The sequence below is a fragment of the Phocaeicola plebeius DSM 17135 genome, from assembly GCF_000187895.1.
Taxonomy (GTDB): domain Bacteria; phylum Bacteroidota; class Bacteroidia; order Bacteroidales; family Bacteroidaceae; genus Phocaeicola; species Phocaeicola plebeius.
Genome location: NZ_DS990123.1, coordinates 140,316 through 147,256, shown reverse-complemented (window position 1 = coordinate 147,256; position 6,941 = coordinate 140,316). Strand labels below are relative to the sequence as shown.

The 6,941-nt window shown below is 43.6% G+C and carries 5 protein-coding genes; 2 read left to right on the top strand and 3 right to left on the bottom strand.

From position 1 onward, the window contains the following. Nucleotides 1-55 precede the first annotated feature (55 nt). Entirely contained in the window at nucleotides 56-505 is a 450-nt protein-coding gene (locus BACPLE_RS06025; RefSeq protein WP_040312501.1) for an acyl-CoA thioesterase, read from the bottom strand. A 120-nt stretch (nucleotides 506-625) separates the two neighbouring features. Here BACPLE_RS06025 and BACPLE_RS06020 point away from each other — a divergent pair, with 120 nt between their 5' ends. After that, the gene (locus BACPLE_RS06020; protein ID WP_007559857.1) at nucleotides 626-1,909 is read left to right on the top strand and encodes an O-acetylhomoserine aminocarboxypropyltransferase/cysteine synthase family protein; all 1,284 of its coding nucleotides are present in this window, start codon (nucleotides 626-628) and stop codon (nucleotides 1,907-1,909) included. 71 nt (nucleotides 1,910-1,980) lie between these two features. Here the strand turns inward: BACPLE_RS06020 and BACPLE_RS06015 are convergent, their stop codons facing one another. Both BACPLE_RS06015 and pnp read right to left on the bottom strand, forming a co-directional pair. Next, nucleotides 1,981-3,153, bottom strand: a complete 1,173-nt coding sequence (locus BACPLE_RS06015; RefSeq protein WP_007559855.1) for an iron-containing alcohol dehydrogenase — start codon at nucleotides 3,151-3,153, stop codon at nucleotides 1,981-1,983. 156 nt (nucleotides 3,154-3,309) lie between these two features. Continuing rightward, nucleotides 3,310-5,493, bottom strand: coding sequence for a polyribonucleotide nucleotidyltransferase (gene pnp, locus BACPLE_RS06010; protein WP_007559853.1), 2,184 nt, complete (start codon nucleotides 5,491-5,493; stop codon nucleotides 3,310-3,312). A 242-nt stretch (nucleotides 5,494-5,735) separates the two neighbouring features. Here pnp and BACPLE_RS06005 point away from each other — a divergent pair, with 242 nt between their 5' ends. Next, nucleotides 5,736-6,881, top strand: a complete 1,146-nt coding sequence (locus BACPLE_RS06005) for a TlpA disulfide reductase family protein (protein WP_007559851.1) — start codon at nucleotides 5,736-5,738, stop codon at nucleotides 6,879-6,881. Nucleotides 6,882-6,941: the final 60 nt, after the last annotated feature.

The following is a 6,941-nucleotide window of genomic DNA, read 5'->3' as shown; positions in this document are numbered from 1 at the left end:
TAATATTAGTTAAGTAAATAAAATAAACTCCGTCCGTACCGGTAGGAGAGTTTTTTTATTGAATAGGCTGGGATAGTTCGCTTAATGTTTTTCCTTCATAATCACAGATAGCTTGTTTATATGCCATCGGAATTTCCATGGGTTCTTTGGTCAGTATATCATATCCCACCAATACGGTACGGCACTGGCACTTCAATACACCGCTGGCCTTATTGAAGGCTCGTTGTAGCATGGTTAAACTCTTATGCCCGAGGTGGATCACAGTCGTTTCAATCATGAGTTCGTCAGAAAAGAATACAGGTGCTAAAAAGTCTGCATTGATATTGACTACTACTACATTGAATTTGTCGCGTTCTTCTTCCCCAAACACATCGCGGAAATAGGATGTTTTAGCCAGGTCGTACAACGAAAAATACACGGAATTATTCATGTGACCGTACTGGTCTACATCGCTGAAACGGATTTGTACTGGGATTTCGTGCTTGAATTGGAATTCTGCGTTCATAGTAATGCTTTTAAGTTTTCGCCAAATGTACATCTTTTTTTCATAAATCTGCTATCAATGGTGGAATATTTCTTACTTTTGTCCGTCAGAATGATTTGTAGATAAATAATATTATATAAGATGGAACAGAAATTCAACAAAGAGACACTTTGTGTACAGGCTGGATGGACTCCGAAAAAAGGAGAACCTCGTGTATTGCCTATTTATCAAAGTACAACGTTTAAGTATGATACCAGTGAACAGATGGCTCGTCTTTTCGATTTGGAAGACAGCGGTTATTTTTATACTCGCTTGCAGAACCCAACGAATGATGCCGTAGCTGCCAAGATTGCAGCATTGGAAGGAGGAGTAGGAGCTATGTTGACTTCATCGGGTCAGGCAGCTAACTTCTATGCCGTATTTAATATTTGCGAGGCAGGCGACCATTTTGTCTGCTCATCTACCATTTATGGAGGTACATTCAATCTGTTCGCTGTAACGATGAAGAAACTGGGTATTGAGTGTACCTTTATTGATGCGGATGCTCCGGAAGAAGAAATAGAAAAGGCTTTCCGTCCGAATACTAAATGTTTGTTCGGAGAAACAATCTCTAATCCGGGTATCAATGTGCTCGATATTGAGAAATTTGCCCGTATTGCCCATAAACACGGAGTGCCTTTGATTGTGGATAATACTTTTGCTACTCCGATTAACTGCCGTCCTTTCGAATGGGGAGCAGACATCGTGACACATTCTACTACGAAATACATGGATGGACATGCCACTTGTGTGGGAGGTGCCATTGTAGATAGCGGTAATTTTGACTGGGATGCACATGCCGACAAATTCCCGGGATTGACACAGCCTGATGAGTCTTATCATGGACTTACTTACACAAAGGCTTTCGGAAAGATGGCTTATATGACGAAGGCTACTGCTCAGCTGATGCGCGACTTGGGTTCTATACAGTCACCGGAGAATGCGTTCCTGTTGAACCTGGGACTGGAAACATTGCATTTGCGTGTGCCGCGTCATTGTGAAAATGCGCAGAAAATAGCGGAATGGCTGGAAGCAAATCCGAAAGTGAAATGGGTAAACTATTGCGGATTGAAGAGCAACAAGTATTATGAACTGGCTCAGAAATATATGCCTAACGGTTCTTGTGGCGTGATTGCTTTCGGCTTGGAAGGAACTCGTGAAGAGGCTATCAAATTTATGGATAGTCTGAAGCTGGCTTGTATTGTAACTCACGTGGCAGATGCGCGTACTTGTGTGTTGCATCCGGCCAGCCATACACATCGTCAGTTGACAGACGAACAGTTGATTGAAGCGGGAGTAGCTCCTGATTTGATTCGCTTGTCTGTCGGCATTGAAAATGTCAACGATATTATTGCCGACCTGGAACAGGCTATGGCACAGGTTTAAAAGTTTTAAAACTGAGATATAAAAAAAGGAGGAACAAACATTCCTCCTTTTTTTATATCTGACTCCGGTATTTATCGGAAAGATTTCTGATAAATCTGTAACACTTCTTCGTCGGTCAACGGACGTGGGTCGAGGGTAAACAATGAACCCATGGTGTCGCGTGCGTTTTGTACCATGAGAGGAAGTTCTTCTTCTTTCACTCCCCAGTCGCTCAACTTCAATTGGTATACGTTGCATTCTTTCTGCATGCGTACCAGTGCATCAATAAAATCACTGGGGCGGTTACTCTTTTGCTGAGTCATGATTTCGGCCATTTTCATGTAACGTTTCATGCAGTCGTTACGGAATGTTTCGAAATATGCTTCGCTGATGGCAATTAGTCCGGCTCCGTGCGGCAGTTCCGGATGGAAGGCACTCATGGCGTGCTCCATTGAGTGTTCGGAAATGCAGCAGGAAGTGGCTTCTACTAGTCCGGCCAATGTGCTGGCCCATGCAACTTTGGCGCGTGCCTTGAGGTTACGTCCGTCTTTTACGGCTACCGGAAGGTATTTGTACAATAAACGAATGGCTTCAAGGGCATACAAGTCGCTGATAGGAGTGGCGCAGTTTGCTAAGAAACCTTCGGCTGCATGGAAGAAGGCATCAAATCCCTGATAAGCGGTAAGATGCGGAGGGATGGAAACCATCAGTTCCGGATCAATAATAGAAAGTACAGGGAAAGTCAGTGTACTTCCGAAGCCGATTTTTTCTTTTGCTTCTTCATTGGTAATCACACTCCATGGGTCGGCTTCCGTACCTGTTCCTGCAGTGGTAGGAATGGCAATCACAGGCAGTGCCTTGGTTACTGGACGTCCTTTTCCGCTACCTGCCGGGATGTAATCCCAGTAATCTCCGTCGTTGCAGGCCATGACGGCAATGGCTTTCGCAGAGTCAATGCTGCTTCCTCCGCCAAGTCCGACGATAAAATCACATTTCTGTTCACGACAGACAGAAGCAGCTTCCATTACATGAGATTTAATCGGGTTGGGCAGAATCTTGTCGTAGACAACAGATTCCGTATTGTTTTCTTGCAACAGTTCAACGACTTTGTCGAGGTAGCCGTATTTCTTCATGGAGGTTCCTGACGAGATGACAATCAGGGCTTTCTTGCCGGGTAACTTTTCTGTCGCCAACTTTCTTAACTCTCCGCATCCGAACAAAATTTTGGTCGGGATGTGCAAACTGAATACAGGATTTGCGTTCATAATATAGCTATTTAAAGTTCATTTACCCAAAAGTACGAAAATAAAAACAGAATGGTTCAGGAGGGATGTTAAAAATATCTTTTTGTGTGTGGTGGTGTCAAATAAAAAAGGCTGCCGGTAAGGGCAGCCTTTGGGGTTAAAGGATATATAAGTAGATTATTCTTTATCCTTGTGGTTATTCTGCGGACGACGTTCGCGTTTCGGATGATTTTCGGTCATTCCTTCCGGTTTCGGAAGCAATACCTTGTGTGACAGCTTGAACTTACCAGTTTTCGGGTCGATGTCCAGCAGCTTCACTTCAATTTCATCACCTTCTTTCAATCCGGTTTCTTCGATTGTTTCAAAGCGTTTCCAGTCGATTTCAGAGATGTGCAACAATCCGTCTTTTCCCGGCAGGAATTCTACGAATGCACCGTAAGGCATGATAGAACGAACCTTACCAGTGTATACTTCACCTACTTCAGGAACAGCTACGATAGCCTTGATCATACGCATTGCATCGTCGATGCATTTCTTGTTTGTTCCTGCAATTTCGATGCGGCCTGCACCGTCTACTTCTTCAATAGTGATAGTAGCACCGGTTTCTTCCTGCATACCCTGGATAATCTTTCCGCCCGGGCCGATTACAGCTCCGATGAATTCTTTCGGAATAGTCAGAGTTTCAATGCGTGGAGCATGAGGCTTGAGTTCTGCACGAGGTTCTGCAATACATTCAGTCAGTTTGCCAAGGATGTATTCACGTCCTTGTTTAGCCTGCATCAATGCTTTTTCCAGAATATCGTAAGTCAGACCGTCACACTTGATATCCATCTGAGTAGCTGTGATACCGTCGCGTGTACCTGTAACCTTGAAGTCCATGTCACCCAGGTGGTCTTCGTCGCCCAAAATATCTGACAATACAGCGTATTTATCTTCACCGGCATTTTTGATCAATCCCATCGCAATACCTGAAACCGGCTTCTTGATAGGTACACCTGCATCCATCAAAGCCAATGTTCCGGCACAAACTGTAGCCATAGAAGAAGAACCGTTAGATTCCAGAATATCAGAAACTACGCGTACGCAGTAAGGATAATCTGCCGGAATCTGTCCTTTCAATGCACGCCATGCCAGATGACCGTGACCAATTTCACGACGCCCTACGCCACGCTGTGCTTTTGCTTCTCCTGTAGAGAAAGGAGGGAAGTTGTAATGAAGCAGGAAGCGTTCTTTGTGCTGGTCGAGTACATCGTCTACAATTTTTTCGTCCATCTTTGTACCTAGTGTAACAGTACTCAAAGACTGAGTTTCACCACGAGTAAAAATAGAAGAACCGTGAGGACCTGGCAGCGGACTGGTTTCGCACCAGATAGGACGGATTTCTGTAGTAGCACGACCGTCCAGACGTTTGCCTTCATCAAGGATACAACGACGCATTGCTTCTTTTTCTACGTCGTGATAGTAGCGGTCAATCATCGGACCCTTTTCTTCCAGTTCTTCTTCAGAGAACTGAGCCTTGAATTCTTCGCAAATTGCATCGAAAGCATCTCCTCTTTCGTGTTTGTTTTTGTTGCCTGATTTTGCAACCGCATATGCCTTTTCGTAGCAAGCATCGTGTACGGCTTTGCGCAGGTCTTCGTCATTTTCTTCGTGACAGTATTCACGTTTTACAGTCTTGCCGACTTCTTCCATCAGCTCCATCTGAGCCTTGCAGTGAACCTTGATTGCTTCGTGAGCAAACTTCATGGCTTCCAACAGGTCTTGTTCAGAAACTTCCTTCATTTCACCTTCCACCATCATGATGTTTTCATAGGTAGCGGCAACCATGATGTCCATGTCAGCACGTTCCAATGCTTCGAATGTCGGGTTGATGACAAACTGACCGTCGATACGTGCTACACGTACTTCAGAAATCGGACCTCCGAACGGAATGTCAGAAACAGCCAGTGCGGCAGAAGCAGCCAGACCAGCCAGTGCATCCGGCATATCTACGCCATCTGCAGAATAAAGTATGATATTTACGTAAACTTCAGCATGGTAATTGTCCGGGAACAAAGGGCGCAATGCGCGGTCTACCAGACGGCAAGTGAGGATTTCGTAATCTGAAGCCTTTCCTTCACGTTTGGTAAAGCCACCGGGGAAACGTCCGAATGCGGAGTATTTTTCTCTGTACTCTACCTGGAGAGGCATAAAATCTGTACCGGGAACTGCATCTTTTGCTGCACAAACAGTAGCCAGCAACATGGTGTTACCCATGCGTAGCATAACAGCACCATCTGCCTGTTTTGCCAGCTTTCCCGTTTCGAGTGTGATGGTTCTTCCATCATTCAGCTCGATCGTCTTAACAATAGGATTGATCATAAAAATTGATTTAATATTATTTCATCTAAAAAAGCGTACAAAGATAATGTTTTATTATGGATAAAAGTGGGTATTTATGTAAAAGTTTCAGTATGAAGTGCTTTTTATACAATAATTTGTCGTAAAAACAACGGTTTTCGTCGGTTTGATGGTGGATTTATCTTTTAAAAACTTTGTGACGTCATGAAAAGCCGTATCTTTGCAACCTGAATTTACAAATGTGAGATTAAAGAAAATCAGGTATGAGAAGAAATACTTATCTGTTAACGGCATTGCTGTCGGCCGGACTGATGGCATGTCATAATGAACCTGCTTTTAAAGTAGAAGGAACGGTGTCGGGTGCAGCCGACAAGATGCTGTATTTGGAACACACCAGCCTGGAAGGTATCGTGCAGGTCGATTCTGTTAAATTGGATGAGGACGGAACTTTCCGCTTTTCGGGTACACGTCCGGATTCCCCTGATTTCTATCGGCTTCGCCTGGATAATCAGGTTATTAATTTCTCTGTTGACTCTACTGAGACCGTGACGATAAAAGCCGATAATTCCGGCTTTGCTACCGCTTATCAAGTGGAGGGTTCAGAAAATAACAAAAAAATAAAGGAACTGGTACTGCTTCAGACTAATTTGCAGGAACAGGTGAATAAACTGGGACAGTCTGGACTTCCAGCTGGGGTAGCCCAAGATAGTTTGTTCTCATTGGTGAATGCATATAAAGATCAGGTGAAACGCAATTATATTTTTGCAGCTCCTAACAAGGCATATGCTTATTTTGCTTTGTTCCAACAGTTGAATGGTTATATGATTTTTGATCCGTTGACGAGTAAGGAAGATGTGAAATGCTTTGCGGCGGTTGCTACTAGCCTGAATAATCTGTATCCTCATGCAGATCGTTCGCGCAACCTTTACAATATGGTAATAAAGGGAATGAAGAATACTCGTACACCTCAGGTGAAAGATGTAACACTTCCAGCCGACAAGATTCAAGAAACTTCTATCATTGATATTGAACTGAAAGATTTAAATGGTAAGACACATCGCCTGACAGACTTGAAAGGTAAGGTAGTCTTGATTGATTTTACAGCCTATTCCTCAGCAGCTTCAGGAGCACGTAATCTGGCTTTGCGTGAATTGTATAACAAATATGCTTCTCAGGGATTGGTGATTTATCAGATTTCTTTGGATGCAGACGAACATTTCTGGAAGACTGCTGCGGATAATCTTCCTTGGATTTGTGTACGTGATCCTCAAGGACCTTATTCTACCTATCTTAACTTGTACGGCGTAACCCAGTTGCCTACTGCATTCCTGGTTAACCGTAATAACGAGTTGAGCTTGCGTGTGGAGGAAAAGACAAATATGGAAGAAGCCATCAAGAATTTGTTGTAACATGTTGAAAAGCATGTATAGATAAACTTGACTGGTATTGTAAAAAGATTTATCTTTGTC